Here is a 23,930-nt window from a genome sequence, read left to right on the forward strand (position 1 = left end):
CCGGGCACGGTCCGTGGCCGCCAGAAACCGGTCAATCGGCGCCAGCCGACAGGGGCGCCCGCGGCGGGCGGCCGGTCCAGCGCTGGTAGGCCCGCCGGAAGTTGCTGGGGTCGGAGAAGCCCACCGCCGCGGCCACATCGGCCACCCGGGCCGCGCGGCGGGCCAGCAAGGCATCGGCCTGCTCGCGGCGCAGCTGGTCGAGCAGGCCCTGGAAGCTCACGCCCTGCTCGCCCAGGCGCCGGGTGGCGGTGCGGCAGCTCAGGTTCAGGGCCTGCGCCAGGTCACCCAGGGTGACCGGCTGCTGCAGCTGGGTCCGCAAAAAGGTGGTCGCGGCCACCAGAAAGTCGCTCTGGGGCGGCGCGGGCACCAGCAGCCGGTCGAGCTGCCCGCGCAGCAAGGCCCCGGCCAGCGGATCGTGCACCGGCAGGGTGTGCTCCAGCCAGTCCAGGTCACAGCTCAGCCGATGGGCCGGGGCGTCGAAGCGGACCGGGCACTGGAAGGCGGCGGCGTACTCGGCCGCATGCGCCGGGGCGGGATAGGCCAGCGTCAGCGCCGCCGGACGGAACTGCGGCCCGATCAGGCTGCGGACCACCGCCACGATGCTGGCAAAGCTCTCCTCCACCAGGAAGACGATCAGGTCCGGGTCGTCGAAGCGCGGCCGCTGCTCGATGACGAAGTGCGCCCCCTCGCGGTGGGAGACATGGTCCAGCGCCGCGCCGGCCGCCAGCTGATGCTGCAGCCCGTACTGCGCCGCCTCGCCCACGGTACGGCAGGTGAGCATGCCGACACCGGCCAGGCCCCAGCTCAGCGGGGTCTGCTGCAGGCCGACCGACAGGCCCGAGACACGGTGGCCCACGGCCCGCTGGAAGCGGCGGATCAGCGCCCCCGTCTGGCGGTAGGACAGGCGCAGCTCGGGCCGCTGCTGCAGATCGCTGGGCTCGAAGCCCAGGCCGCGGCACAGGCGCTGCCCGTCCACGCCATGGCGCTGTGCGCAGCGCAGGACGGCGCGGGCCAGGCTGGGCGAGAACACGGCCGCCCCGGGGTCGGGCCGGTCCGCGGGCCTTGCCGGGTCCGGCATCACATGCCCCCGCCCACCAGGGCCGAGCCCGGCTGCACGCCCTCGCAGCCCGTGGGCACCTCGGTGACGCGGGTGAAGATCTCGGTCTCGCCGTTGACCTCGCTGCCCACGTAGGCGCGCACATGCACATGGCCATCCTTGAGCCGCAGCTTGGCGTTGTAGGCCTTGCGCTTGCGGGTGTCGAAGGCCCAGCCGTCCTTCCAGACGCCGTTGTCGAAGCGGGCCGCTTCGAAGATCTTGCGGTTGCAGTCCACCGGAGAGGTCCGGTTCGGCTTGCCGACCTCGGACTCCCAGACGATCACGCCGCACAGCCCGGTGGGCGGGCCGCCGTGGTAGATGGCGCAGCGCTGCAGCTGGATGACGGCGTCGCCCTGGGCGGTGCGCCAGGTGCCGAGGAAGTCGTCCCCGCTGTCGGCCGCGCGCAGCGCGGGGCTCAGCGACAGGGTCAGCGCCAGGACGGCAGCGGTGCGGGCGATGGGCATGGGAGACCTCTCCTTCAGTGTTCAGCGCCGCGGGCGGCCAGGCCGACCGTCGGGCCCACCTGCTCGCGCGGCAGGTCCGGCAGCTCCTTGCGCAGAATCCAGCTGGTGATCCCCTTGGGCAGCAGCTGGGCCAGGCGGGTCAGCCAGCCGGTGGACCAGGGGAAGCGGGTGTCCATGCGTTCGCGCCGCAGCGCCCGCACGATGTGGGCCACCGCCTGGGCTTCGGAAATCTCCATGGGCGCGGGCATGCCGTCGTGGGCCGTGGCCTCGGTGGCCACGAAGCCGGGGTAGACCGAGGCGAAGCGGATGCCGTAGGCCCCGAACTCGATCCGGCAGGTGTCGATGAGCAGGGGCAGCGCCCCCTTGGCCGCCGAATACGGCCCCTGCAGCGGCACGCCCAGAAAGCCCGCCAGCGAGTTGGTCTGCGCCACCAGGCCGCCGCCCTGACGCACCATCTGCCGCAGCACGGGGAAGAGGTAGTTCACCGCCACGTCGTAGTTGCCGCGCATGCAGGCGGCCACCTCGCGTGCGCCCAGGGTGCGCATGTCCAGGGCCGGCGCACCGCCGGCATTGAGCACCAGCAGATCGATGCGGCCGAAGGCCTGCACGCAGGCCTGCACCGCCTGCTCGGCGGCCGCCGGGTCCTGCGCGTCGGCGGCCAGCGCCAGCCCCTGCGCGCCCCGTGCCCGCATCTGCGCCACCAGGGCGTCCAGCCGCTCTTGCCGCCGGGCGGTGACCGCCACGCGCGCACCCTCGGCCGCCAGCCGCAGGGCCAGCGCGTGGCCGATGCCCGACGACGCGCCCACGATCAACACCGCCTTGCCAGCGAACTCCATGGGGGTCTCCTCAGGCCCGTGCCGCGGGGATGGCGCGCTGCGCGGCCCAGCTGCGGTAATGGTCGACCAGGGTCTCGCGCACCGGTCGGTAGACGATGCCCAGCTCCGCGATGCTGCGGTGGTTGTCCACCGCGAAGCGGATGCCCAGGTGCTTGCGGATGTAGTCCTGCGTGAGCCCGAAGAGGGGACCGATCAGGCGCACCAGCAGGTCGGGGATCTGGTGCCGGGGCAGCAGCCAGGGCCGGTGATGGACCTCGCGCAGCAGCTTCGAAATGTCCACGAAGGACAGCATCTGGCGCTCGGCCAGGATGTAACGGCCATGGGCTTCTTCCCGGCGCGCGGCCTGCACATGGGCCTGGGCCACCTCGCGCACGTCCACCGTGGTCAGGCTCAGGTCGGGCATGCCGTAGAAAAAATAGCCCTTGAGCATCTCGTCGAGCAGGAACAGGCTGCCCGACTCGGACCCCGGGGTCAGCGAGGGCCCCAGGATCATGCCGGGGTTGATCGTCACCAGGCGCCAGCGCTGCTGGGCCTCGCACAGCCGCCAGGCCTCCTTCTCGGCCTCGGTCTTGGCGTAGTGGTAGGGGTTGTTGTCCAGCGTGCTGCTGGTGTTGAAGCAGGCCTCGCTGAGCGTGGCGTTCTTCATCTGCAGCACGTCGGCGTAGTCGCCGAAGATGGCGCCCACGGTGGAGGTCATCACCACCCGCCGCACCGAGGGCGTGCGCTCGACGCTGCCCAGCACGTTGCGGGTACCCTGCAGCGCCGGCTCCAGCATCTCGCGCCGGCCGTCCTTGATCTTCTCGGGCAGCATGAACGGCGAGGCCACATGGTGGACCACGCTGCAGTCGGCCATGGCCCGGTCGAAGGAGCCGGGGGCCAGCAGATCGGCCTCGAAGAGCTGCAGCCGTGCGCCATGGCGCTGCTGCAGTTGGCGCAGCGGCCGCAGCTTGAGCTCGTTGCGCAGGCTGCGCACGGTGGCATGCACCGTGTCGCCGGCCTCCAGCAGCTGCTGGACCAGATGGCAGGCCACGAAGCCGCTGCCTCCGGTGACCAGGGAGGTCGTTGGCATGGAGAACATCCTTTCAGGCGGATGGCGGGGTGGAACCGTGGCGGCGCGCGGCCCACAGCACGCCTGCAGACAGCAGTGCGAAACCGCTGCTCAGCAGGGGCACCGGGCTGGCGTCGTCCCCTTGCACGAGGAAGGACGCGGTCAGCGGCCCAAAGGCCGCGCCCAGCAGCTGGGCCGCGGGCACCAGGCCGGCCACCCGGCCGCTGCGGTCGGCCCGGAAGGCCAGGGCGATGTGGAAGGGCAGCATGAACAGCCAGACGAAGCCGAACACGGCGCAGCCCAGCATGAAGTGCAGCGCATGGCCACCCGGCAGCTGGTGCACGCCCAGGGTGATGGCGCCCAGCAGCGCCGAGCAGACCAGCAGCGTGGGCACCGTGGGCAGGCGGCGCACGGCCGTGGTGGCCACGCTGCCGCCCAGCACCTGCATGAACAGCACGCCGGCGATCAAGGACTGCGCGGCCCGGGCATCCAGCCCGGCGGCCTGGCCCAGCGGCTCCAGATAGGCCCAGAAGGCGCCCAGGGCGGCCAGATGGAGCAGGACCGCCGGCAGGGGCAGCATGGTGCGCAGCGACCAGCGAAAACCCGTCACCGAGGGCGGCGACAGCGGCGCCAACCGCGTCGGCTGCGCGAAGGCCAGCGGCAACGCCAGCAGCGTCAGCAGGGCCAGGGTGGCGAAGCCGCCCTGCCAGCCCCAGCGCGGCAGCACCGCGTGGGCCAGCAGCGCGCCCAGGGCGGCCTGCCCCAGGGTCTGCACCACGAAGAAGATGCCGGCCACCCGAGCCGGGTTGGCGCAGCGCACCACCACGCCGGTGGTGCCCCAGACCAGCACGCCCTCGGCCAGGCCGGCCCCCGCGCGCAGCGCGGTCATGCTGCCGTCGCCGGTGGCCTGCAGGCTGAGCAGGTCCAGCCCGGCACCCAGCAGCCCGGCCAGCAGCGTGATCAGGCGCAGGCGCGCCACCGGCAGCAGGGCGTCGCCCAGCGCCACCCCCAGGCCCAGGGCGATGATCTCGGCCATCGCCACCAGGCCCACGCCTTCGAGGCTGACCTGGTGGGCATCGACCAGCTCGCCCAGCAGGATGGGCTGGATGCCCACCATCAGCACGCCGATACAGCCCACCGCCAGGGCCGACACCATCTGGCCCGCGGTGAATTCGGTGGAAGAGACAGTTGACATGGCAAGGGTCCTCGGGTCGTGGCCAGGGGTGATCGCGTCAGGCGGGGCCATGTCAGTAGCCCTTGGCCTCTTCGGGCAGCAGGCCCTGGGCCCAGCGGGCCACGGCCGCGCGCCGGTCCTTGCGCAGCCGGCCATTGGCCACCCGGCGCACCAGCCACGGCAGGGGCCGCACCGGCCCGCCGCTGGCCGCGGCCAGCACATAGGCCTTGGCGCATTTCTCGAACAGTTCGGTGTTCAGCGCCAGGCGGGTGGCCGTCATGGCCAGGCACAGCGGCCGGCCCTGCAGCAGCTGCACCTGGCCGCCGGCCTGCAGCGCACGGGCGGCCTCGGTCAGGTCGGCAGCCGGCGCGCCCATGGGGCCGAGGTGGCGGGCCTGCTCGTCGAAGACCTGCGGCAGCACACCGCCCACATCGGCCAGGCGATGGCCGAAGACACCGCCGCCCCAGGCCACCGCGCCGGCATCGTCACGGTGGCGGTAGACCATGGCGTGCAGGTCCTGCAAGGCATCAGCCGCCGCCGCGGGGCGAGGCTGCGGGTCCCAGCTCACCCGCCGGGGTGCCGCGTCGTCGGCCGCCCCCACCCACATGGCCGGCTGGCCCGGGATTCGCAGGGACAGGCTGGCGCCCGGCCCGTCCAGCAGCCGCTTGGCCTGGAGCCGGTCGCGCAGGGCCAGCCACGGGGTGTGCGAGAGGGGGTCCACCTGGGTGTCGGTCGTCATCGCTGCGGGCCTCCTCAGACCAGCTTGAACACGTCTTCGAAACGGTTCAGGGCATCGTCGATCACGGCGTCGGTGTCGGCCAGGCTGGTGTAGATGCGGCTGCCGGCCAGGGTGATCAGGCCGTGGGCGGTGTAGGCCGCGCCCATGGCCTCCATCATGTGCTTGCGCTGCGTGGCCTCGTTCTTCACACGCAGCAGCTTGAAGATGTTGCTGGTGTCCAGCAGCAGCACGCCCGAGGTCTGCAGGTGCACGATGGAGCCCATGTTGTAGACCACATAGGGCAGGCCCAGGCGATGGATGATGGCTTCCAGGCCCTGGCGCAGCCGGTCACCGGCCCGGCCGGCCACGCCCGCGGCACCAGTGCGCTGCGCTTCCAGCAGCGCGTGGTAGCCGGCCACGCAGGACAGCGGGTTGGCCGAGAGCGTGCCGCCCACGAAGGCCCGCCGCGTGGTGGTGCCGATGCCGCCCACCAGCAGCATCATCACGTCCTTGCGGCCACCGATGGCGCCGGCCATGGGGTAGCCGCCGGTCAGACACTTGCCCAGCACGGTGAGGTCGGGCTTGACGTTGAAGTAGGCCTGGGCGCCGCCCATGCCCAGGCGGAAGCCGGTGACCACCTCGTCGAAAATCATCAGCGCGCCGAACTCGTCGCACAGCTGGCGCACCTGGCGGTTGTAGTCGGGGTGGACCGGCCGGGTGCCGCTCTCCGGGCCCAGCGGCTCCAGCAGGACGGCGGCGGTGCCCCCGCGCAGCCGGTTGAGCTGCAGCTTGCGGCGCAGGGCGTCCAGGTCGTTGGGGTGGCACTCCTGGGTGTTGCCGGTGGCCCCGCGCGGGATGCCCACCGCCTCCATGCGGCCGGTGCTGGGCAGGCGCATGCCGTAGACCAGCTGATCGCTCCAGCCGTGGTAGGCGCCGCCCACCTTGATGATCCACTTCTTGCGGGTGTAGGCGCGGGCCAGGCGCACCGCGCCCATCACCGCCTCGGTGCCTGAACCCAGCAGGCGCACCATCTCCACGCCGGGCATGCTCTGGCACACCAGCTCGGCGAGCTTGACCTCGTACTCGTGCAGCAGGCCGGTGACCGGGCCGCAGCTGTCGAGCACCTCGTTGACCTTCTGCCGCACCACCGGGTGGTTGGAGCCCAGCAGCGTGGGGCCGCCGGCCTGCAGGAAGTCGATGTAGCGGTTGCCGTCCACATCGGTCATGTGGGCGCCTTCGGCCTGGGTGATGGCCAGCGGGAAGGGGTGGTTGAAGGCCAGGTTGTGCTGCACACCACCCGGAATCACCGCCTTGGCCCGCTCGGCCAGGCGGCGCGAGCCCTGGCAGCGCTCGTCGAAGTAGCGCATGACCTGGGGCAGCTTGTCGGCCCGGATGGGGCGCATGGGCTGCTTGACCAGCGCGTCGAAGCGGCGGTAGAGCTCGGCCACATCGGGCCAGGCGGAGATGGCGGGGCGGGCCGGCAGGCCGGCGACAGGGGGAGGACAGGGGCTCATGGAAGGCATTCGTGGGGATGGAACATCAGCCCGCGAGCGCGTCCAGGACGCGGCGCAGGGGCGCTTGCAAGGAAGGGGTCTGGGTGGCGCGCCGGGCGATGCGCTGGCGCAGCAGGTCCTGGCACAGGGTCTCCAGGTCCTCCACGGCCTGCAGGGCCTGCTCGACCGTGGGGCCGCAGCACAGCACGCCGTGGTTGCGCATCAGGTAGGCCTGGGTGTCCGGGCGCAGGGCCCGGCCCAGCTTGCCGGCCAGCCAGCCGCTGCCCGAGGGGGCATAACCCACCACAGGCACGCGACGCCCGAGCGTGCGCTGCCACGGCGGCGGCACGTCCAGGCCGGCGCCCAGCAGGGCGCAGGCGCTGGCCACCGGCTGGTGGGTGTGGATGCTGGCCCGCACATCGGGCCGGGCGCGCAGCACCCGGGCGTGCAGGCTGCTTTCGACCGAGGGCGGGCGCACGCCTTCGAGCTGCCGCAGGTCCGACAGGCGCAGCACGCACACATCGGCGGCCGTCATGGTGGGGTAGTCGGTGGCCGAAGGCGTCACCACGATGCGCTCGGCGTCCACGCGCAAGGCGATGTTGCCGCCGGTGCCGGAGAAGTGGCCGCGCTGCGAGAGCCGGTGGCACAGGTCCACCACGGTCTGGCGCAGCGCCTGGGTGCTGGCGTCGGTGTTCATGCGGGGCTCCCTTGGGGCCGGTTGAGGCGGTGGTACAGCGGCGCCAGGCGCGCGCGCACCTCCTTGAAGGTCTGGAACTGGTCGTCGTAGAGGCGGCGCAGCGCGCGGGCGGGCTCGTAGACGCGCTGGACCTGGCGCAGCTCGCCCAGGTCGGCAAAGCGCAGCGCCCCCAGGCCCACGGCGGCGATGTAGGTCGCGCCGATGGCATTGGCCTGGATGGAGTTCACCAGCTGGCGGATGGGCTGGCCGGTGATGTCGGCGATGATCTGGCACCAGACGTCGGACTGCGCCCCGCCGCCCACGGCGGTGATGGTGCCCACATCGCGCCCGAGGAAGCGGGCGAAGGGCTCCAGCATCCAGCGGGTGTTCAGGGCCACGCCCTCCAGGAAGGCGCGGAAGATGTCCTCGCGCGAGTGCTCCAGCGAGAGGTTGATCAGCCCGGCGCGCAGCCGGGGGTCGTCCACCGGGGTGCGCTCGCCGGCCAGCCAGGGCGTGTAGATCAGCCCGCGCGCACCGGGCGGCACCCGGGCCGCGATGCGGTTGAGCACCTGGTACACGGCGGGGTGCTCCTCGTCGCTGGCCAGCTCGTCGGGGTGGTAGAGGATGCGGTCGCGCAGAAAGGACAGGTTGGCCCCGGCCGTGGACTGCAGGGCCATGGCCAGGTAGCGACCGTCCACCGCGCTGGGAATGGCGGCGATCTTGTGCCGCACATCGGTCTTCATGGCGGGCACATGGGCGCCCAGCCAGGACGAGGTGCCCAGGTAGAGGTGGCTCTCGAAATCGTTGACCGCGGCGCCCACCGCCACGGCGGAGTTGTCCACCGCCCCGGCCACCACCACGGTCTTCGCCGCCAGGCCCAGGGCCTGAGCCACCGCGGGCAGCAGCGGACCCAGCACGTCGGTGGAGTGCACGATCTCGGGCAGCTTGTCGGCGTCCAGACCCAGCATGCGGATCAGGCTGGCGTGGTAGCGCACCTGGTGCGCATCCCGGTTGTCCGTCACCCAGGCCGTGACCGCCGAATCCTGGGTGGCGCAGCAGCGGCCGGACAGGCGCAGGTTCAGGTAGTCCAGCACATTGAGGAACTTGTGGGTGCGCGCATAGCGCTCCGGCTCCTCGTCACGGATGTAGACCATGTGCCCCGCCGAATCGCGGCCCGACAGCGAGGGCGCGCCGCCGGTCAGGCGCAGCCAGCGCCAGAGCTTGAGCGGGCCATAGCCCTCGATGCTGCCGAACCGGCCGCGGGCGCGCCGCGCCATGGCCTGCGCGCCGCGCGCATCCAGCCAGGTCAGGGCGCGGCCCAGCGCACGGCCCTCGCGGTCCACGCAGACGGTGCCCTCGGTCTGGGTCGAGCAGCACACGGCCACCACGCGGGCGCGCAGGCTCGGATCACCTGCCAGCACCTCGCCGGCCGCCTCCAGAAAGGCTGTCCACCAGTCCTCGGGGGCCTGCTCGGCCAGCGCGCCCTGCACATGCAGCTGCACCGGCCGGAAGGCCCAGGCCTGCACGCTGCCGTCCAGGGACACCAGGGCGCATTTGCAGCCCGAGGTCCCCAGGTCGACCGCCAGCACCAGGCGCTCGTCCACCGTGCGGGGGCGGAATGTCGCGGACAGGGTCATGTCAGAAGCGGTAGGTGGCCGAGGCCAGCACCTTGCCCTGGTCCGTCGCACGCCAGTGGTCGCCGTCCAGCACCAGGTAGAGATCGCGGTCCTGCACATGGGTCTTGACCCAGGCCGCCTCCCATTCCACGCCCCACTGCTGGCGGATGAGACCCACGCGCCAGTCGGTGAAGTTGGCCTCCTTGAAGTGCGCGATCTGCTGGTAGCCCGCATGCAGGTTCAGCGTGGTGACCGGATCCAGGTGGTATTTGTAGTCCAGGTCGAACAGCCAGCTGCCGCGGGAGTCGTGGTCGCCACGCGCATAGCATTCCAGCGCCCGGGTCGGATCGGTGGTGAGGGTGACCTGCAGCATCTGGCCGCACACGCCGCCGGTGTCGGCGCCGCGGTAGGTCTTGGAGAGCACGTTGAGGATGCGTCCCTCCAGGTCGCCGTAGCCGATCTCGACCACCGCGAAGCCGGAGTTGTAGTTCGTCGAGCGGACATTCGTGGGCGTGCCGGTGGCCAGGTCGATGCCATGCGGGGCCTGGAACTTGGCACCCGGGAACAGCTCGGCCGCCAGACCCAGGCCGTAGTGCCAGGCCTCGGGATCGCCGAAGCGATAGCCTGAAGCCACCGTCACGTCCAGGCCGTCGCCACCCAGGAACTGCTTCTTGCTGACCGTGTTGACCTCCAGCAGGCCGATGAGCCCGCTCTCGTGGACGGCCTGCACGCTGAGCTTGATGCCCGGCCGGTTCAGGGAGTCCGAGATGCCGCGGGTGCGCTGGTCGGAGCTCACCTTGGCATAGGCATCCACGGCGTAGGTGGCCATCTCCTGGCCGAAGGCGGCCGAACTGCAGGCCAGCAGCAGGCCGGCGGTCCAGAGGGGGGTGCGGGGCAGGAACATGGTGGGACGGGTCTCCAGGGTGGTGGGGTGGGTGGGTGAGAGGGCCATCACGATTTGCAGACCGGTGCGGCCGGCAAGGCCGAGACGCGCTTGAGCTGCTCGGTCTGGCCCAGGATCTCCACGCCGATGAAGGCGCGGATGAAGAGATCACCGTCCTTCACCCGGACGACGCTCTTGTATTTCTTCTTGTCCCGCGGGTCGTAGGCCCAGCCGTCGCGCCAGGCGCCGTTGTCATAGCGGCTCAGCCGGGCCACCTGCACGCCGCAGGTGTCGGTGGCACCACCGGCATCCTTGTCCCAGACGATGCGACCGCACAGCGCGGCGGGCTGGTCGGCGCAGGGCTTGAACTCCAGCACCGCGTCCTGGGCGGCGGTGAGCCACAGCCCCTGGGCCTCCTCCGGCCCGGCCGCCCGGGCCGGCCCCCACACCGCCATCGACAGCGCGATGGCACACATCCGACACAACACCGTCTTCATGCAGGAACCCCTTTCTTGCGCCATCGCAAACGCGACGTTCGTTAAGTAGTGATGACTAGTTTATAGTCATGACTAGCTTTTGTGGCAAGAAAAATATCCAGGAGAATCCCGGATGACCGCCCTCCTCCCTCCGATGACCCCGCCCCTCCGACGCACGCCCCCGCTGGCCGCCAAGAAGCAGCCGGCCCAGCAGCGGGCCACCGAGACCTATGAACGCATCCTGGAGGTCACGGCCCAGACCCTGGCGGATGTGGGCATCGAGCGCCTGTCCACCAACCTGGTGTGCGAGCGCGCCGGGCTGACGCCGCCCGCGCTCTACCGCTACTTCCCCAACAAGTACGCGCTGCTGAGCGAACTGGGCCAGCGCCTGATGCAGCACCAGAACGTGGTGGTGGCGCACTGGATCACCCTCGCGGCGCTCGACGGCCCGCTGGACGGGCTGGAGCGCGCCCTGGAGGGCCTGATCGTCGAGACCTACGAGGTGACGAAGAACACCCCGGGCGGGGTGTGGATCATGCGGGCCCTGCGCGCTGTCCCGGCGCTGCAGGAAGTGCGGCTGGCCTCCCACGGCGCGGTGGCGCAGGAGCAGGCCCGGCTGCTGGCCCAGGCCCTGCCCCAGACCCCGCTGACCGAACTCACGCTGGTCAGCCGCACCGTGGTGGAACTCATCTACGCCACCGTCGAGATGATCTTCGACGAGCCCCTGGACGTGAAGGCCGTGGCCCGCATGGTGGCGGGCATGCTGGCCAGCCACATGGTGCACCTGCGGCGCACCGCGGCCGGCTGAGGGGCGTCACTGCGCGGCGCTGGCCAGCCAGTCGGCCACCGGCCAGCTGCGCGTGCGGTCCACCACGCCGTCGCCGTTGCGGTCCACCGTGACGGTGGCGGTGCCATCGGCCAGGGTGGCCGTCCACTGGTAGAGGCCCAGCGACAGGCTCACGCTGCCGGACTGGGGCACGCCCTCGGGATCGAACACCATCGCGCCCTGGGTGGCCACATCCAGCGTGCCATTCCATCGGCTGGAGGCCAGGCCCAGGCTGGACGAGCCCTGGTAGCTGCTGGACTGCGGCACGCCGTCTTGCCACTGCACGGTGCGGGTGCCGCTGCCGTTGAAGCTCAGATCGGCCTCATGGCCGTTGCGCACGGCCACCAGGCTCAGGCCGCTGGCCGACCAGGCGCTGCTGGTGGTGGAGGCGCCGCTGTCAGCGACCGAGCCGCTGCGCGTGAGCGACAGGCTGCCGCTCCAGCCCAGGGTGGACAGGGGCAGACCGGCCTGCAGATCGCTGGTGTCCAGGCTCACGGTCAGGCCACCGCTGTCGGCCTGGGTCACGGTCATCGTGACGGTGCCATTGAGCACCACCTGGGCATCGGGGCCGCTGCAGGCGCTGTAGGTCAGCTGGGTCACCTCGCCCGCCTCGGGCACGCCGTCGAGCAGGCCCGCCAGGGTCGGCCCGGTCATCACGACCGAGGCCGTGCCGCCGCCCGCGCAATCCACGCTGCCCTGCAGCTGGGCCGTGCCGGCCGCGGCCGCATGCACCAGGGTGCTGGTCGGAGTGCTCAAGGACCCCGGATCCACCGCCAGGGCGGTGTCCACCACCGCATCGGCCACCTGGGCCGTCTCCTGCGGCGAGGTGGTGGCCGTGGCACTCAGGGACTGGGCCTGGTCGGCCTCGGCGGTGTCGCTGCTGTCGCTGCCACCGCCACCGCCGCAGGCGGCCAGGGACAGCAGCAGGCCCAGACCGGCCAGGGTGCCCGCGCTGCGCAGGCCGGGAATGCGTTGAAGAAGAGGGGTCATGGTGATTTCCTCGGAACAGAACCGTGAAAAGAAGGTGTAGGGCTCAGGGACCGGGTGGGCCGACCAGCACGGCCAGGCGCTGGCGCCAGTCCGTGGCAGCCCACAGGTCCCGCCCCAGCCGCTGCCACTCGCTCAGGCCCAGGCGGATGGGGTTGTCGATGCGGGGCCGGCCCACCAGGCCGTAGCGCACCGGCTCTTCGGCCTGCTCGGCCTGGAAGGTGCCCAGCAGACGGTCGAACACGATCAGCACCCCGCCGTAGTTGCGGTCGATGTAGCGCGGATTGCAGGCGTGGTGCACCCGGTGATGCGATGGCGTGTTGAGCACCCACTCCAGCGGGCCCAGGCGGGGCAGCCACTCGGCGTGCAGCCAGAACTGGTAGAGCAGGTTCAAGGACAGCACGCCCAGCACGGCCGCCGGCGCAAAGCCCAGCCACACCAGCGGCACGAAGAACACCGTGCTGCCGGTGAGCTTGCCCAGCCAGCCCAGCCGCAGGGCGGCGGCCAGCGTCAGCTGGGGCGAGGAGTGGTGCACCGCGTGGCTGGCCCAGAACCAGCGCACGCGGTGGGCGGCGCGGTGAAAGCCGTAGTACGCCAGCTCGCTGAGCAGAAACAGGCCCGCCCACTGCCCGCCGGTGGACAGGTCCAGGGTGTGCACACGGTGGGCCCAGGCCCAGGAGAACAAGGGCCCGGCCAGCGACAGGCCGGTGAGGCCCACCGCGCGGCGCAGCGCCATGTCCCCCAGCGTGGTGACCAGAGCCCGCCAGTCATAGCGGCCCCGGTACGACAGCACCAGAGCCTCGACCAGGACCGCCGCCAGCACCACCCCCAGCAGCCCGCCCAGCACGCGGGGCAGAGGCAGACCACTCGGTGGGGCCAGGAGGGTCACGGCCGTCTCCAGGGTTGCCTGTCCGCTGGATCAGGGCTGGTGGGTGGTGGTGACCGTGCCGCTCTGGCCGTTCGGGCCGGTCACGGTGGTGCTGCCGCTGCCATCGGCGCGGGTGGTGGTGCGGCTGACGGTCTGGCCGTTCGCCCCGGTCACGGTGGCGGTGGCGCCGCTGGCGTCGCGCGTCACGTCGCGGCTGGCACTCCCGCCGTTGGGACCGGTCACCGTGCTGTTGACCTGACCGTCCCCGCGGCTGACGCTGCGGCTGGCCGTCTTGCCGTTGGCACCGGTCACGGTCGCGCTGCTGCCGTTGGCACTGCGGTCCACCTGGCGGCTGAAGCTGCGGCCACCAAAACCGGTGGTGGTGGTGCTGACATCACCGCCGCCGCGCTGCACCGAGCGGGAGGCCGTGTTGCCCTGCGGTCCGGTGACGGTGGTGCCATGGTGTCGCGGCGCGGCCTGCGCCACGGTGACCACCGGCAGGGCGGCCAGCGCCACCAGGGCGGTGCCCAGCAGACGCATCAGGGGACGGGGGGCGGTGGTACGAAAGGCGTTCATCTCGGTCGCTCCTGGCAGCCAGCGCTGCATTCGGTTGAGTGAAGGACCGACAGACCGTCGATCCATGCCTTCATTGAACGCCGTGGCCGGCACCGGCATGACCACGCCAAACGACGAAATATTTCAAAACTGTCACAGGCTCGCCGACCCGGGGCGCACTGCCTACACTGCCCACCATCCCCCACCCGACGCCCGGGAGCGCCCGCGCATGAACACCCAAGCCCTGATCCTGATCGTGGACGACGACGCCGAGCTGGGCGGCATGCTGGTGGAGCTGCTGAGCCGCGAGGGCTGGCGCACCCACCAGGTGCTCACCGGGGCCGATGGCGCCCGGGCCCTGACGGAACAGCAACCCGAGGTCGTGCTGCTGGACGTGATGCTGCCCGATGCCAGCGGCATGGACCTGTGCCGCCGCTGGCGCGCCGACCACCCCACCCTGGGCCTCGTGATGCTGACCGCCCGCGGCGACCCGATGGACCGCGTGCTGGGGCTGGAGATCGGTGCCGACGACTACCTGGCCAAGCCCTTTGAACCCCGCGAGCTGGTGGCCCGGGTGCGGGCCCTGCTGCGCCGTGGCGGCATGCCGGTGCGCAGCACGCCGGTGCTGCGCTTTCAGGGGCTGGACATCGACCTGCTGCGTCGCGAGGTGGTGGCCGACACCCGGCTGGTGACCCTCACCGGCGTCGAGTTCAAGCTGTTGGTGGCGTTGGCCGAGCGGGCCGGCCAGGCACTGAGCCGCGAGCAGTTGAGCGCCGCGGTGCAGGCCGGTCCCTACCGGCCGCAGGACCGCACGGTGGACGTGCAAGTGGCCCGGCTGCGGCGCAAGCTGCGCGAGGCCAGCCCCGGCACCGAATGGGTGGACACGGTGCGCGGCGAGGGCTACGTCTTCGTGCCCCGCGGCTGACATCGGGCGCACACCATGCCTCTGCTGTCTGGCAGCCGCCTGTTCACCCGCTTCTTCCTGGCCCTGCTGGTCATGGCCCTGAGCCTGACCACCGCGCTGGGCGTGGTCTTCTACATGGAACGCAGCCGGGCCATGGCCGAGCTGGTGGTGGACCGCTGGGCCCCGGCCCTGCGAGCCGCAGCCGGGCTGTGGACCCTGGACGACCCGCCGCCCGCACGCGAGACCGTGGTGCTGCAGAGCGAACAACGCCCGCCTGGCGCCAGCCACGTGCCGGTCTATGCCGCGCGCTTGACCTCGCTGAAGGACGTGTTGGCCGCACGGGGCCTGTCGCCCCTGGCCCTGGCCATCGACACCCGCCAGCGTCCGGCCACACTGTGGATCGAACTGGCCACCGGCCCCGCCGGCCGGCCACGCTGGTACGGCATCCGCGAACCGCTGGTGGAGCCGTCGCCGCCCCAGCGTATCCTGGGCGTCACCGGCCTCGTCGTTCTGCTGGCCGCGCTGCTGGCCTGGTGGCTGGCGCGCTGGCTGACCCGGCCTCTGGACGTGTTGCGCCAGCGCATGGCCCGCTTTCGGCCGGGCCAGACCCTGGACGATTCGGCCGCCCCGCTGCCCGGGGCCAGCGAAGAGGTGCTGGCCATCGACGAAGCCTGGCAGGCCCTGGCCAGGCGCCTGACCCGCTTCGAACAGGAGCGGGCCCTGATGCTGGCCGGCGTGTCGCACGACCTGCGCAGCCCGCTGGGCCGCATCCAGCTGGCCGCCAGCCTGCTGCCCGACACGCCGGAGGTGGCGCAGCGACGCGCCAGCATCGAACGCAATGTGCAGGTGGCCGACCAGCTGATCCAGAGCTTTCTGGACCATGCCCGCATCGGCGCCCTGGTGCTGGACCAGGTGGTGGACGTGACCCAGATCGCCCGCCAGGTGGTGCTGCAGCGGCACGACGCCGCCGAGGCTGCCGGCTTTGCGCTGCGGGCCGAGCTGCCGCCGGCCCTGGTGCTGCCGCGCAGCCACCCGCAGCTGGTGGAACGGCTGCTGGCCAACCTGGTGGACAACGCCCTGCAGTACGGGGGCAGCCCGGTGGTGGTGCGCGCGGGCGTGTCGGGTGAGCGCTTCTGGCTGGAGGTGCACGATGGTGGCCCCGGCATCCCGGCCGATCAGCACGAGCAGGTGCTGCAGGCCTTCTACCGTGGGGATCCTGGCCGGGCGCGCCCCGGCACCGGCCTGGGGCTGGCCATCGTGCGCGAGGCCGCGCTGCGCCTGGGCGCGCAGCTGACGCTGCACAACGACACGCCCGGCTTCACCGTGCGCCTGGAGGGGCCGCTGGACCCCTGAGGCACTGCGGCCGCTTCAGCGCGATTCAACCAGCTGCAGCCCGGCAATGCCCAGCACGATCAGGCCAATGCACGCCAGACGCAGCGGCGAGGCGGTTTCGCCAAAGGCCAGCAGCCCCACCAGCACCGTGCCGACGGCACCGATGCCGCCCCACACCGCGTAGGCGGTGCCGATGGGAATGACCGACAGGCTCAGGCTCATCAGGTAGACACTCAGGCCCCCGAACAGCAGGGCCGAGACGGCGGGCAGCAGGCGGGTGAAGCCCTGCGAGAGCTGGACCGAGGTGGAGAAGGCGACCTCGAGGGCGCCAGACACCAGGATCAGGGTCCAGGCGATCTTGGGTTGGGTGACGTCAAACATGGCAGACACTCGGCTGGGAGCCGGCCAGTCTGCCAGAAGCTCGAAAGAATCAGCCGTGCGCCGCTGCGCCCCGCTTCCAGTAGGCGGCCGAGCGGATCAGCTTGGGGTTGTGGCCCTTCTCATCCACCATCACATCGCGCAGCGCGGCGGCCACCGCGCCTTCGGCGCCACACCAGACATAGCCCTCGCCCGGCGGCAGGGTGATGGCGCGGGCCGCGTCCACCAGGGCCTCGGCCGTGTCGACCCAGCCCAGGTCCAGCGTGGCGGCGGTGGGCGGCAGCAGCGCGCGGTCCACGGCATCGGCCAGGGCCAGGCGCACGATGGCACGGCAGCCCGCGGGCAGCTCTTCCAGGCGCCGGGCGATGGCCGGCAGCGCGGTCTCGTCGCCGATCAGTACATACCAGTCGAAATCGTTGGCCACCACGAAGGAGCCCCGCGGGCCGGCCACCGTCAGCGTCTGGCCCACGGCCGCCTGGGCCGCCCAGCTGGCCGCCGGCCCCTCGCCATGCAGGGCAAAGTCCAGCACCAGGGTGCGGGCGATGGTGTCGAACTCGCGCGGGGTGTACTCGCGCATCACGGTCTCGCCCGCGGCGTCGGGCAGGATGATCTTCACATGGTCGTCGTGCGCCGCGGAGACGAAATCGGCCAGCGACTCGCCCGTCAGCGTGACGCGCTGGAACAACGGGCTCAGCCGCTCCACCCGCTGCACCTGCAGCTCGCGCTTCTTCAGTTCATGCCGCACCCGCTGCACCCGCGGCGTGTCGGTCTCGTTCGTGCTCATGACGTGCTGCTTCGTTGATAATGTCAACCATGATCCCCAAAAAGGTTGACACTGTCAACAGAAAGGGCAAGACGGAGCCCACCCCCGAGGCCTCGGTGCTGGACCTGATCCACACCGTGATGCATGGCGTGCGCAGCCTGCAATACCACGGGGTGGAGGACCCTGCGCTGGCCGGGCTGACCCCCATGGAAGGCAAGGTGCTGGGCTTCTTCGCCCGCCACCCCGGGGCCACCCAGCGCGACCTGGCCCAGCACAGCGGCCGCGACAAGGCCCAGCTGGCGCGGCTGATCAAGTCCCTGCGTGAACGCGGCCTGCTGCTGGCCGAGGAAGACGGCAGCGACCGACGTCAGGTCTGCCTGCGGCTGAGCGATGCGGGGCAGGCGGTGCGGGACACGCTGCAGCAGCGTGAACGCCTGCTGGAGCAGCAGGCCCTGGCGGGGCTGAACTCTGCACAGCGGCGTGCCCTGATCGAGGCGCTGCAGCGCGTCCAGACCAACCTGGGCGAGCCGGTGTTCCCGACGCCCCCACGGCAGGCCAAGGGCTGAGCCGTCAACCCCCGGGGTTTCAGAGCCCCAGCGCCAGGCCTTCGCTGCGGGGGTCGTGGGCCCCTTCCAGCCAGCCGTCCGGCGCCAGGTGGATCACGCCCGGCTGGCCGGCCAGGGCGCTCTGGGCCTCGATCGGCTGCACCTCGTGGCCCAGGCGTCGCAGCGTGTCCATCACGGCCGCCCCCACGTCACTTTCGAGCTTCAGGCTGTCGCGGCTGTCGGAAAAGGTCCGGCCCAGCAGGAAGCGCGGGCGACGCAGCGCTTCCAGCGGGTCCAGGCCATGGTCGATCAGGCGGGTCAGCAGCATCGCCAGGGTCTGCGGCTGGCCATCGGCCCCCTGGGTGCCATAGAGCAGACGGGGCCGGCCGCCTTCCAGGTAGATGCCGGGGTTGAGCGTGTGGAAGGGCCGCTTGCCTGGCTGCAGGCCGTTGCGGTGCGCCGGGTCGGGATGGAAGGCGGCGCCGCGGTTGTGCCATAGCACCCCGGTGTCGCCCGCCACCACGCCGCTGCCCCAGTCGTAGTAGATGGTCTGCAACAGGCTCACGCAGCGGCCCTGGCCATCGGCCACCGCGATGTAGACGGTGTCGCCGGTCTGGAAGCGGTGCGGCCACGGCAGGGCCATGTCCGGCGAGATGCCCTGGGCCAGGCGCTGCAGGTGGTCCGGCGCCAGCAGCTCGGCCACCGGCACGTCGGCGAATTCCGGGTCGGCCAGCCAGCGGTCCCGGTCGATGAAGGCGCGCTTGATCGCCTCGACCACCCGGTGGTAGTGCTGGGCACTCCCCTCCCCCAGCGAGGCCAGGTCCCCATGGGACAGGATCCCCATGGCCTGCAGGGTGGTGATGCCCTGGGTGGGCGGGGCGATCGTCAGCAGCTCGCCCTGGCGGTAGGGCAGGCGCAGGGGCGCCTCGCAGCGCGCCCGTGTCGCCTGCAGGTCGGCCAGGCGCAGCGGGCTGCCCGCGGCCTCCAGGCCCGCCGCCAGACGCTCGGCCAGTTCGCCTTCGTAGAACTCGCGCGGCCCCTGCTGCGCCAGGCGCGCCAGGGTCCGGGCCAGAGCCGGCAGGCGGACCGGCTGACCTGGAGCCGGGTGACGGCCCTGCGCACAGAACTGGGCCACGAAACCCGGCCAGGTGCCCAGCTCCGTCCCCCGCCGCTGCGCCCAGAGCGCCTGCGAGGCCGAGACGGGAAAGCCCTCCGAGGCCAGGACCACGGCCGGATCGAGCAGGCGGGACCAGCCCAGCCGGCCCTGCCAGTGGGCGGCGCTGAAGGCATGGGCCTGGGCCCAGCTGTCCACCGCGGCCGCGCTGGTCAGGGCCGAACGGGGCCCGCGCACCGGGATGCCCGCGCCGTAGCCGCCCACGTCCTGCGCGGCCTGGCCGATGCCCGAGATGGCCTGCACCGCCCCCTGGCCATCCGCCAACAGCCAGAAGGCATCGCCTCCCAGGCCCGTGAAGTGGGGGTAGACCACGCACAGCGCCGCGGCGATGGCGATCGCGGCCTCGACCGCATTGCCCCCCTCGGCCAGCACGGCCAGGCCGGCCTGGCTGGCCAGGGGATGCGGGCTGGTGACCAGGCCCCGGCGCGAACGCGCGGCCTGCGCGGGCGTCTGGCGAAGAATGGGATCGGCGCTCATCGGTGGTACGGGACGGAGAGTGCGGCCGGCGCGCGCTGGCGCCCGGCCAGGCCGGCCACGGCCAGCATGGCCAGCAGGTAGGGCAGCATGATCAGCAGCGCGCTGGGCACATCCACCCCCAGGGCCGGCAGCTGGAACTGCAGGGCGGTGGCCGCGCCGAACAGCAGGCAGGCGGCCAGCGTGCGCCCCAGCTTCCAGTTGCCGAAGATCACCGCGGCAATGGCGAGGTAGCCCACGCCCTTGGTCATGCCCTCGGTGAAGGTGTGGATGTCGCCGATGGAAAGAAAGCAGCCGGCCAGGGCCGACATCACGCCGGTGACCATCACCGCCCCATAGCGCAGGCGCCGAACCGGCAGGCCGGACTGGTCCGCCGCCCGCGGCGCGGTGCCCGCGGCATGCAGGGCCAGGCCCCAGGCGGTGTGGCGCAAGGCCCAGGCAATCAGGCCGACCAGCACCAGGCCCAGGTACAACAGCCAGGTCTGGCGGAACACCTGTTCGCCCAGCAGCGGCAGCTGCGCCAGGCCGGGCGGTGCCCAGGGACCCAGCCCGGGGATCTCGACGCGGGAGCGGCCGCCGAACAGCAGGCGGTAGGCCAGCGTGGTGGCCCCCAGCACCAGGATGTTCAGGCCGATGCCGGTGACGATCTGGTTGGCCCGCAGCGTGATGCTGAGGTAGGCCTGCAAGGCCGCCAGCGGCAGCACCGCCAGCACGCCGATGGCCAGCCCCAGCAGGGGCGAGCCGGTGGCCCAGGCGCCGGCCGCGCCGGCAAAGGCGCCGAGCAGCATCATGCCCTCCACGCTCATGTTCAACACCCCGGCCCGTTCGCTCACCAGCTCGCCGCTGGCGGCCAGCAGCAGCGGGGCCGCCAGGCGAATGGAGGAACCGGCGAACACCGCCACCATCTCTTCGGTCATCGCGCCACCTCCTGGCGGTCCATGGCCTGGGCTGCCCCGGCCAGGGTGATGATGATCAGGCCCTGGATGACCACGACCAGCGCAGTGGGCACCGAGGCCACCATCTCCAGATTGATGCCCCCGGAGCGCAGGAAGCCGAACAGCAGCGCCCCGAACAGCACCCCCCACACCGAGTTGCGCGCCAGCAGCCCCACCACCAGGCCGTCGAAGCCGTAGCCGGACGAGAAGCCCGCCTTGAGCGAGTACTGTTCGCCCTGCAGCATGCAGGCACCGGCCAGGCCACCCAGGGCACCTGCGGCCACCAGGGCGCCGACGACCAGGCGCCGCACAGGCAGGCCCGCGCGCCGCGCCGCCCGGGGGTTGAGCCCGACGGCATGCAACTGCACCCCCAGCACCGTGTGGCGCAGCACCACGCCCACCACCGCCATCAGCAGCAGCCCCAGCAGCAGGCCCGCATGCAGGGGCATGCCGTAGTCGCCGGTCAGCAGGGGAATCTGCGTGCTCTCGGGGATCGGCAGGGACTCCGGCAGCGTCGCAGCCGAGGTCATGGGCTGGCGCAGCAGGGCTTCGGACTGCACCGCGCCGTACACCATCCAGGTGGCGATGAACGACAGCAGCAGCGTGGCGATCACCTCGTTGGTGCCCCGCCAGGCTTTCAGGTAGCCCGCCAGCCCGCCCCACAGTGCCCCGGCCAGCGCGGCTGCCAGCAGAGGCAAGCCAAAGCTGAGCCCCCAGGGCAGCGTGGCCACATGGCCGTACAGCGCCACCGCGGTGGCCGCCATGCCGCCGACGGCGATCTGGCCTTCACCGCCCACATTGGTCAGCTGGGCCCGCTGCGCGGTGATGAAGCCCAGCCCCACCAACGCCAGCACCAGGCTGCGGTTGAGCGACGAGGCCACGGCATAGGGCGAGCCCCAGGCCCCATCGGCGAAGGCGGCCAGGGCATCTGACACCGGGACCCCCATCGCGGCCACCAGCACCAGCCCCACCGCGCCGGCGCCCAGCACCGCGGCCAGCGAGATCCAGATGGCCGGGCGCCGCATCCCGGCCCGCCAGATGTTCAGCGCATGCCTCATGCGTGTGCTCCTTCGGTGATTCGGCCGGCCATCCACTGACCGACCCGTTGGCGCAAAGCCGCCAGGCCCTCTTCGTCGGCCACGGGAATGCGCGCCGTGCCCATCACCCGGCCGCGGTACAGCACCAGCACCCGGTCGGCCACGGCCAGCAGTTCGTCAAGCTCGGACGAGATCAGCAGCACCCCCACCCGCTGCGGCCCGTGCGCCGCGGCGCGGATGTGGCCATAGACCGCCTGCACCGCGCCCACGTCCAGGCCCCGGGTCGGGTTGGCGGCCAGCAGAAAGCGCAGGCCCGGTCGCGTCATCTCGCGGGCCATCACCGCCTTCTGCTGGTTGCCACCGGACAGGCCGCCAAACGCCACCTGTGCACCGGCGGCCCGGACATCGAAGCGCTGCATCAGCAGCTCGGCGGCGCGCGCCAGCGCCCGCCGGTCCAGCAAGCCGAAGCGCCGGAATTCCGGCAGCCGGTCGATGAAAAGGTTCTCCGCCACGCTCAGCGCGGGCACGCAGGCCTCGGCATGGCGGTCCTCCGGCACCACGCCCACGCCGGCGCCCGTCAGCGCACGGGGGCCGGCGTGGGTCATTTCCTGGTCCGCCAGGAAGAAGCGGCCCGAGGTGGCGGGCCGCATGCCCGACAGCACGGCGGCCAGTTCGCTCTGGCCATTGCCCTCGACCCCCGCGACCGCGACGATCTCGCCCGGTTCGACCAGCAGGGTGAAGTTGTCCAGCCGGACCACGCCTTCCGCGTCCTTCACCCCCAGGCCGTCCACCGTCAACACCGGCGGGCGCCGCGTGGCCACCGCGACGCGCGGCTGGCGCTCGGGCTGTGCCGGCCCGGCCGCGCTGTCCAGGTCGCGGGCGATCATGGCCCGCACCAGCTGATCCAGCTCGGCCGCCGGCTGCTCGGAACGCGCCGCCAGGCGGCCGCCGCGCAGCACGGTGGCCCGCTGGGCCACGCGCTGGATCTCGGCCAGCTTGTGCGTCACCAGCAGCACGCCGCAGCCGGCTGCGGCCACCCGCTCGCAGACGTCCAGCAGCGAGGCGATCTCGGCGGGCAGCAGCACCGCGGTGGGCTCATCGAGCACCAGCAGGCGCGGCTCGCGCATCAGGCACTTGACGATCTCGACCCGCTGCCTCTCCCCCACCGACAGATCCTCGATGCGGGCCCAGGGGTCGAGCGCCAGGCCATAGCGCGCCGACAGCTCGCTGATGCGCTGCGCACAGCCCTGCCGGTCCAGGATGCCCCGGGCCTGGCCCAGCAGCAGGTTGTCCACAACGCTGAGGTCAGGCACCAGGCTGAAATGCTGGTGCACCATCGCCACCCCCAGCGCCAGGGCCTGCGCCGGCCCTTGCGGCCGGTAGGGCTGGCCGTCCAGCGCCATGTCACCCTGGTCCGGCCTGTAGACGCCGAAGATCAGGTTGCACAGGGTGGACTTGCCCGCGCCGTTCTCGCCCAGCAGGCAATGGATCTCGCCGGCCGCCAGGGTCAGCGAGACATCGTCCAGGGCCTGCAGCGCGCCGAAGCGCTTGCCCATGCCCTGCAGGCTCAGCAGCGGCGGGTGCGCCAGGGGCGGCGCGGCGGCGGAAGACGCGGACATGGCGGATCAGCCTTCCAGGACCTGGATCTTCCCGCTCTGGATGTCCTTCTTGATCTGCTCGATCCGGGTCTTCATGGCCGGGGTCGCGCCGCAGATCGTCATGTCGGACGCCTTGGGTCCCATGGCCAGGCCGAAGGCTTTGTAGCCCGGCTTCCAGCTGCCCTTGACGGCCTCGCCGATGGCGTACTCGACCTGGTAGCCCACCCCGGTGATGCTGTAGGCGATGTAGAGCGGATCCGTGCCGCAGCGGTCGGTGTAGCTGCCGATGATGTGGGTGCCCTTCTCCTTGGCCGCCTGCTCCATGCCGCGCAGGCCGAGGTTCAGGATGTGGTAGTGCACATCGGCCCCCTGGGCGATGGCGGCCAGCGTGGCCTCCTTGGCCTTGGCCACGTCGTCGAAATCGCCGGTGTAGTTCTCGAAGTACTTGATCTTCGGGTTGATGTAGGCCGCGCCCTTGCCGAACTCCTTGCCGGCATTGACGATCGAGGGAATCTCCATCCCGCCCACATAGCTCACCGCGCCGTTCTTGCTCAGCATGGCGGCGGCGGCGCCGGCCACGAAGGCGATCTCGGCCTGCTTCACGTCATAGCCGGCCACGTTGGGCAGGTCCTCGCCCTTGTTGCCGCCGACGATGGAGAAGCGGGTCTTGGGAAAGCGCTTGGCGATCTTCAGCACCGCGGCCTGCGTCTGCCCGCCCACGCCGATCACCAGTTGGTTCTTGCTGGCCAGGTTGGTCAGGGCCTGTTCCATGTCGGCGTAGTTGATGTTCTCGATCATCTGCACCTTCACCTTGTCCCCCTGGGCCTTCTGCGCGGCCACCAGGCCGTCATAGCCCGACTCCATCCAGCCCTTGTCCGACTTGGAACCGGGGATCAGGATGCCCACGCGCAGCGGATCGGCCGCGTACGACGACAGCGGCGACAGGGCACCGGCGAACGCGACGGCCCCCAGGGCCCAGGTGAGGCGGCGACGAGACAAAGCAGAAAACGACATGACAGTCCTTTTGCACCTGCACGGTGACGATGGTTGGGGAAGGCAACTGGTAAGTGTTCA

Annotated in this window: 25 protein-coding genes; 4 read left to right on the forward strand and 21 right to left on the reverse strand. The window is 71.6% G+C overall.

Annotated features, from left to right (window positions below):
* Positions 1 to 31 precede the first annotated feature (31 nt).
* From M0L44_RS02325 to M0L44_RS02375, 11 genes are read right to left on the reverse strand one after another with little or no spacing between them, the layout of a single operon-like run.
* A complete protein-coding gene (locus M0L44_RS02325; RefSeq protein WP_252767987.1) occupies positions 32 to 1,030 on the reverse strand; it encodes an AraC family transcriptional regulator in 999 nt (332 codons plus the stop codon).
* Positions 1,031 to 1,077: 47 nt separating this feature from the next.
* Entirely contained in the window at positions 1,078 to 1,560 is a 483-nt protein-coding gene (locus M0L44_RS02330; protein ID WP_252767988.1) for a DUF2147 domain-containing protein, read from the reverse strand.
* Between the two features lie 14 nt (positions 1,561 to 1,574).
* Positions 1,575 to 2,396 carry an SDR family NAD(P)-dependent oxidoreductase gene (locus tag M0L44_RS02335; protein WP_252767989.1) on the reverse strand — a complete coding sequence of 274 codons (822 nt, stop codon included), beginning with the start codon at positions 2,394 to 2,396 and terminating at the stop codon, positions 1,575 to 1,577.
* A 10-nt stretch (positions 2,397 to 2,406) separates the two neighbouring features.
* Complete coding sequence (locus M0L44_RS02340) at positions 2,407 to 3,465, reverse strand: NAD-dependent epimerase/dehydratase family protein (RefSeq protein ID WP_252767990.1); 1,059 nt, start codon at positions 3,463 to 3,465, stop codon at positions 2,407 to 2,409.
* Positions 3,466 to 3,478: 13 nt separating this feature from the next.
* Positions 3,479 to 4,639, reverse strand: a complete 1,161-nt coding sequence (locus M0L44_RS02345; protein WP_252767991.1) for an MFS transporter — start codon at positions 4,637 to 4,639, stop codon at positions 3,479 to 3,481.
* Between the two features lie 52 nt (positions 4,640 to 4,691).
* Positions 4,692 to 5,357 carry a hypothetical protein gene (locus M0L44_RS02350; protein ID WP_252767992.1) on the reverse strand — a complete coding sequence of 222 codons (666 nt, stop codon included), beginning with the start codon at positions 5,355 to 5,357 and terminating at the stop codon, positions 4,692 to 4,694.
* A gap of 14 nt (positions 5,358 to 5,371) precedes the next feature.
* On the reverse strand, positions 5,372 to 6,850 hold the full coding sequence (locus M0L44_RS02355) for an aspartate aminotransferase family protein (RefSeq protein ID WP_252767993.1): 1,479 nt from the start codon (positions 6,848 to 6,850) through the stop codon (positions 5,372 to 5,374).
* A gap of 25 nt (positions 6,851 to 6,875) precedes the next feature.
* Positions 6,876 to 7,526, reverse strand: a complete 651-nt coding sequence (locus tag M0L44_RS02360; protein ID WP_252767994.1) for a class II aldolase/adducin family protein — start codon at positions 7,524 to 7,526, stop codon at positions 6,876 to 6,878.
* Positions 7,523 to 9,142: a xylulokinase gene (locus M0L44_RS02365; RefSeq protein ID WP_252767995.1), complete on the reverse strand. Its 1,620-nt coding sequence runs from the start codon at positions 9,140 to 9,142 to the stop codon at positions 7,523 to 7,525. Before M0L44_RS02365 ends, M0L44_RS02360 begins: the two co-directional genes overlap by 4 nt.
* Before the next feature lies 1 nt (position 9,143).
* Complete coding sequence (locus tag M0L44_RS02370; RefSeq protein ID WP_252767996.1) at positions 9,144 to 10,073, reverse strand: TorF family putative porin; 930 nt, start codon at positions 10,071 to 10,073, stop codon at positions 9,144 to 9,146.
* Positions 10,073 to 10,501, reverse strand: a complete 429-nt coding sequence (locus tag M0L44_RS02375) for a DUF2147 domain-containing protein (protein ID WP_252767997.1) — start codon at positions 10,499 to 10,501, stop codon at positions 10,073 to 10,075. The genes M0L44_RS02370 and M0L44_RS02375 overlap by 1 nt, the downstream gene beginning before the upstream one ends.
* A 112-nt stretch (positions 10,502 to 10,613) precedes the next feature.
* Between M0L44_RS02375 and M0L44_RS02380 the strand changes: the two genes are divergently transcribed.
* Positions 10,614 to 11,288 (forward strand): TetR/AcrR family transcriptional regulator, encoded by a 675-nt coding sequence (locus M0L44_RS02380; protein WP_252767998.1) that lies wholly within the window; start codon positions 10,614 to 10,616, stop codon positions 11,286 to 11,288.
* 6 nt (positions 11,289 to 11,294) lie between these two features.
* Here M0L44_RS02380 and M0L44_RS02385 read toward each other — a convergent pair whose 3' ends face one another.
* Genes M0L44_RS02385 through M0L44_RS02395 form a run of 3 tightly spaced genes read right to left on the reverse strand, consistent with a single transcriptional unit; the run spans position 11,295 to position 13,737 of the window.
* Positions 11,295 to 12,296: a hypothetical protein gene (locus M0L44_RS02385; protein WP_252767999.1), complete on the reverse strand. Its 1,002-nt coding sequence runs from the start codon at positions 12,294 to 12,296 to the stop codon at positions 11,295 to 11,297.
* A 43-nt stretch (positions 12,297 to 12,339) separates the two neighbouring features.
* Positions 12,340 to 13,182 (reverse strand): sterol desaturase family protein, encoded by an 843-nt coding sequence (locus M0L44_RS02390; RefSeq protein ID WP_252768000.1) that lies wholly within the window; start codon positions 13,180 to 13,182, stop codon positions 12,340 to 12,342.
* 30 nt (positions 13,183 to 13,212) lie between these two features.
* Positions 13,213 to 13,737 carry a hypothetical protein gene (locus M0L44_RS02395; protein ID WP_252768001.1) on the reverse strand — a complete coding sequence of 175 codons (525 nt, stop codon included), beginning with the start codon at positions 13,735 to 13,737 and terminating at the stop codon, positions 13,213 to 13,215.
* Positions 13,738 to 13,945: 208 nt separating this feature from the next.
* Between M0L44_RS02395 and M0L44_RS02400 the strand changes: the two genes are divergently transcribed.
* Positions 13,946 to 14,641 (forward strand): response regulator transcription factor, encoded by a 696-nt coding sequence (locus M0L44_RS02400; RefSeq protein ID WP_252768002.1) that lies wholly within the window; start codon positions 13,946 to 13,948, stop codon positions 14,639 to 14,641.
* Between the two features lie 15 nt (positions 14,642 to 14,656).
* Positions 14,657 to 15,973: a sensor histidine kinase gene (locus tag M0L44_RS02405; RefSeq protein ID WP_252768003.1), complete on the forward strand. Its 1,317-nt coding sequence runs from the start codon at positions 14,657 to 14,659 to the stop codon at positions 15,971 to 15,973.
* 15 nt (positions 15,974 to 15,988) lie between these two features.
* Here the strand turns inward: M0L44_RS02405 and M0L44_RS02410 are convergent, their stop codons facing one another.
* Both M0L44_RS02410 and M0L44_RS02415 read right to left on the reverse strand, forming a co-directional pair.
* Entirely contained in the window at positions 15,989 to 16,333 is a 345-nt protein-coding gene (locus M0L44_RS02410; RefSeq protein ID WP_252768004.1) for a DMT family transporter, read from the reverse strand.
* 49 nt (positions 16,334 to 16,382) lie between these two features.
* Positions 16,383 to 17,114: a siderophore-interacting protein gene (locus tag M0L44_RS02415; protein WP_252768005.1), complete on the reverse strand. Its 732-nt coding sequence runs from the start codon at positions 17,112 to 17,114 to the stop codon at positions 16,383 to 16,385.
* A gap of 29 nt (positions 17,115 to 17,143) precedes the next feature.
* Here M0L44_RS02415 and M0L44_RS02420 point away from each other — a divergent pair, with 29 nt between their 5' ends.
* Complete coding sequence (locus M0L44_RS02420) at positions 17,144 to 17,659, forward strand: MarR family winged helix-turn-helix transcriptional regulator (protein ID WP_252768006.1); 516 nt, start codon at positions 17,144 to 17,146, stop codon at positions 17,657 to 17,659.
* Positions 17,660 to 17,678: 19 nt separating this feature from the next.
* Here the strand turns inward: M0L44_RS02420 and M0L44_RS02425 are convergent, their stop codons facing one another.
* The 5 genes from M0L44_RS02425 to M0L44_RS02445 are packed head-to-tail and all read right to left on the reverse strand — an operon-like array spanning position 17,679 to position 23,870.
* Positions 17,679 to 19,289, reverse strand: coding sequence for a gamma-glutamyltransferase family protein (locus tag M0L44_RS02425; RefSeq protein WP_252768007.1), 1,611 nt, complete (start codon positions 19,287 to 19,289; stop codon positions 17,679 to 17,681).
* Positions 19,286 to 20,203: an ABC transporter permease gene (locus M0L44_RS02430; protein ID WP_252768008.1), complete on the reverse strand. Its 918-nt coding sequence runs from the start codon at positions 20,201 to 20,203 to the stop codon at positions 19,286 to 19,288. The genes M0L44_RS02425 and M0L44_RS02430 overlap by 4 nt, the downstream gene beginning before the upstream one ends.
* Positions 20,200 to 21,279, reverse strand: coding sequence for an ABC transporter permease (locus M0L44_RS02435; RefSeq protein WP_252768009.1), 1,080 nt, complete (start codon positions 21,277 to 21,279; stop codon positions 20,200 to 20,202). Before M0L44_RS02435 ends, M0L44_RS02430 begins: the two co-directional genes overlap by 4 nt.
* The gene (locus M0L44_RS02440) at positions 21,276 to 22,877 is read right to left on the reverse strand and encodes an ABC transporter ATP-binding protein (protein ID WP_252768010.1); all 1,602 of its coding nucleotides are present in this window, start codon (positions 22,875 to 22,877) and stop codon (positions 21,276 to 21,278) included. Before M0L44_RS02440 ends, M0L44_RS02435 begins: the two co-directional genes overlap by 4 nt.
* A gap of 6 nt (positions 22,878 to 22,883) precedes the next feature.
* Positions 22,884 to 23,870, reverse strand: coding sequence for a BMP family protein (locus M0L44_RS02445; protein ID WP_252768011.1), 987 nt, complete (start codon positions 23,868 to 23,870; stop codon positions 22,884 to 22,886).
* Positions 23,871 to 23,930 lie beyond the last annotated feature (60 nt).

The sequence above is a fragment of the Ideonella oryzae genome (assembly GCF_024055665.1).
Taxonomy (GTDB): Bacteria; Pseudomonadota; Gammaproteobacteria; order Burkholderiales; family Burkholderiaceae_C; genus Ideonella; species Ideonella oryzae.

Bases quoted from the DNA above. Each gene is read 5' to 3' on its own strand.
- M0L44_RS02445 (WP_252768011.1), bottom strand. From the start codon at position 23,870: ATGTCGTTTTCTGCTTTGTCTCGTCGCCGCCTCACCTGGGCCCTGGGG.
- M0L44_RS02380 (WP_252767998.1), top strand. From the start codon at position 10,614: ATGACCGCCCTCCTCCCTCCGATGACCCCGCCCCTCCGACGCACGCCC.
- M0L44_RS02410 (WP_252768004.1), bottom strand. From the start codon at position 16,333: ATGTTTGACGTCACCCAACCCAAGATCGCCTGGACCCTGATCCTGGTG.
- M0L44_RS02435 (WP_252768009.1), bottom strand. From the start codon at position 21,279: ATGAGGCATGCGCTGAACATCTGGCGGGCCGGGATGCGGCGCCCGGCC.
- M0L44_RS02430 (WP_252768008.1), bottom strand. From the start codon at position 20,203: ATGACCGAAGAGATGGTGGCGGTGTTCGCCGGTTCCTCCATTCGCCTG.
- M0L44_RS02335 (WP_252767989.1), bottom strand. From the start codon at position 2,396: ATGGAGTTCGCTGGCAAGGCGGTGTTGATCGTGGGCGCGTCGTCGGGC.
- M0L44_RS02420 (WP_252768006.1), top strand. From the start codon at position 17,144: ATGATCCCCAAAAAGGTTGACACTGTCAACAGAAAGGGCAAGACGGAG.
- M0L44_RS02365 (WP_252767995.1), bottom strand. From the start codon at position 9,142: ATGACCCTGTCCGCGACATTCCGCCCCCGCACGGTGGACGAGCGCCTG.
- M0L44_RS02425 (WP_252768007.1), bottom strand. From the start codon at position 19,289: ATGAGCGCCGATCCCATTCTTCGCCAGACGCCCGCGCAGGCCGCGCGT.
- M0L44_RS02440 (WP_252768010.1), bottom strand. From the start codon at position 22,877: ATGTCCGCGTCTTCCGCCGCCGCGCCGCCCCTGGCGCACCCGCCGCTG.
- M0L44_RS02355 (WP_252767993.1), bottom strand. From the start codon at position 6,850: ATGAGCCCCTGTCCTCCCCCTGTCGCCGGCCTGCCGGCCCGCCCCGCC.
- M0L44_RS02370 (WP_252767996.1), bottom strand. From the start codon at position 10,073: ATGGCCCTCTCACCCACCCACCCCACCACCCTGGAGACCCGTCCCACC.
- M0L44_RS02415 (WP_252768005.1), bottom strand. From the start codon at position 17,114: ATGAGCACGAACGAGACCGACACGCCGCGGGTGCAGCGGGTGCGGCAT.
- M0L44_RS02375 (WP_252767997.1), bottom strand. From the start codon at position 10,501: ATGAAGACGGTGTTGTGTCGGATGTGTGCCATCGCGCTGTCGATGGCG.
- M0L44_RS02330 (WP_252767988.1), bottom strand. From the start codon at position 1,560: ATGCCCATCGCCCGCACCGCTGCCGTCCTGGCGCTGACCCTGTCGCTG.
- M0L44_RS02405 (WP_252768003.1), top strand. From the start codon at position 14,657: ATGCCTCTGCTGTCTGGCAGCCGCCTGTTCACCCGCTTCTTCCTGGCC.
- M0L44_RS02350 (WP_252767992.1), bottom strand. From the start codon at position 5,357: ATGACGACCGACACCCAGGTGGACCCCCTCTCGCACACCCCGTGGCTG.
- M0L44_RS02360 (WP_252767994.1), bottom strand. From the start codon at position 7,526: ATGAACACCGACGCCAGCACCCAGGCGCTGCGCCAGACCGTGGTGGAC.
- M0L44_RS02345 (WP_252767991.1), bottom strand. From the start codon at position 4,639: ATGTCAACTGTCTCTTCCACCGAATTCACCGCGGGCCAGATGGTGTCG.
- M0L44_RS02395 (WP_252768001.1), bottom strand. From the start codon at position 13,737: ATGAACGCCTTTCGTACCACCGCCCCCCGTCCCCTGATGCGTCTGCTG.
- M0L44_RS02400 (WP_252768002.1), top strand. From the start codon at position 13,946: ATGAACACCCAAGCCCTGATCCTGATCGTGGACGACGACGCCGAGCTG.
- M0L44_RS02385 (WP_252767999.1), bottom strand. From the start codon at position 12,296: ATGACCCCTCTTCTTCAACGCATTCCCGGCCTGCGCAGCGCGGGCACC.
- M0L44_RS02340 (WP_252767990.1), bottom strand. From the start codon at position 3,465: ATGCCAACGACCTCCCTGGTCACCGGAGGCAGCGGCTTCGTGGCCTGC.